This window comes from Pediococcus ethanolidurans, assembly GCF_001437405.1.
Classification (GTDB): Bacteria; Bacillota; Bacilli; order Lactobacillales; family Lactobacillaceae; genus Pediococcus; species Pediococcus ethanolidurans.
Genome location: NZ_JQBY01000055.1, coordinates 1 through 1,623, shown reverse-complemented (window position 1 = coordinate 1,623; position 1,623 = coordinate 1). Strand labels below are relative to the sequence as shown.

Sequence of the window (1,623 nt, the reverse complement as noted above, 5' to 3'; positions counted from 1 at the left end):
CTGTTATGAAGTGACCCTGTCAACTCCTAAATTTAATTTTCATTAAATAGTGACCGATCAGGGGTATAGATAAACTTCAGAACGCAAATCATCGACAGTTAACCACTCTGTTATACGTGGATTGGTTACCTCAGGTTAATGGTCCGTCGAAGGTTTGTATAAACTTAGAACATGGATCGCAAACCGGGTGATTAATTATTATGGCCAAATAGTAATTAATCGGTTTGTGCCACAAAAGCAATATCGTAAATAACCAGACCTGCGTGTTGGCTCTGAAGCTTATCTATACCCTTGATGCTATTAAATAAAATTAATTAAATTATTCTAGAATGTTCAAAATGTGATTATATTTCTGCATGTAAATTGAAAATTGGAGCCTCACTTATACTTGTCGATATTCAAAATGTCTGGTTTCTATGCCCCAAACAAAACAAGCTAGTTCACGTGCAACCGCCGTGATGGCCGTATTATAAGGTTTTCCTCGTTTGTACATTTTGTGAAACTTACGCTGGAGACGTTCAATACCACGGTCGGCATAATCAATCACACTACTGTTACGACCCTTTTGACGGGCCTTGATCCGTTTAGTTTTCTGGCCAATGGCGCCTTTAACAAGAGCCTGAGCACATTCAATTAGGGTGGTTCTAACCACTGAATTACCCTGTTTTGAAATTCTACCGCGATTAATTTTTTCACCACTAGAGTGTTCCATTGGCGTTAAACCTAAGTAGGCGGCAAATGAAGCGGCATTTGGGAAGCGGTTAAAATCTGAGATTTCGACTTGAATGGTGAGGGCCGAGAGCGTATCAACTCCTTTAAAGCACTTGAGGTCTTTGTGTAGTTCTAACCGCTCTTCATCAGCGAATTCATCGATTCGCTCTTTAAGGCGTTCGAGTTTATCATCAAGGTGTGAATATTCCTGCATATATTCATCTAAAATTTCTCTAAGAACTGGTTGATTAAACTCAACCGTTCGGAGCCATTGAACGTATGGGATAGACCAGTTAGCGTTGCCATTGTAGCTTAACCCTTGACTTAAGATAAGGGCCTTGATTTGTTGCTTTACTTTTTTAAAGGCAAGCTTAAAGTCTTTGCGCATGCGGATGAATTCACGAATCGCCACATCCTCATCACTGGGAATGTATACCGCTTTATACGTTCTGTAGGCCAGACTTCTGGCCAACATTCTGGCATCCGTGGCATCATTTTTATTTGTCTTATTTTTGGTGGTTTTAGCTATTGTTGAAGGAGCCATAATTGTACATTCAATGCCAAGTTTCGTTAAATCATGATATAACGAATAGCCCAAACACCCCGCCTCATAACCGGTTTTAAAAATGGTTTGATCATCATACTTGGTAGCTAAGTTATCAATGAATTTTTTTACCAGTTTTGGTTCCGCAATAATTTTGGTTTCAGCAATAATTTCACCAGTTTCAGCATCAAAAGCGCATAAACTATAAGTTTTCTTATGGACATCCATCCCGATAGATACTATACTTTGATTCATAAGTGACCTCCTATTGTCATGTGGTAATGACTCTTGTTTGTTTTTTTGAATTAACAACATTATGAGTTTAAATCCACGAATTGACAACTTAGGGGGTCACTTCATATTACTTA

General features: G+C 38.6%; 1 protein-coding gene. It reads right to left on the bottom strand.

Annotation, left to right across the window (positions count from 1 at the left end):
• Positions 1–382 precede the first annotated feature (382 nt).
• On the bottom strand, positions 383–1,510 hold the full coding sequence (locus IV87_RS10775; RefSeq protein ID WP_074693987.1) for an IS110 family RNA-guided transposase: 1,128 nt from the start codon (positions 1,508–1,510) through the stop codon (positions 383–385).
• Positions 1,511–1,623: the final 113 nt, after the last annotated feature.

What these genes read in the sequence shown, in the direction of transcription:
- IV87_RS10775 (WP_074693987.1), bottom strand. Translation starts at nt 1,510, where the DNA reads ATGAATCAAAGTATAGTATCTATCGGGATGGATGTCCATAAGAAAACT.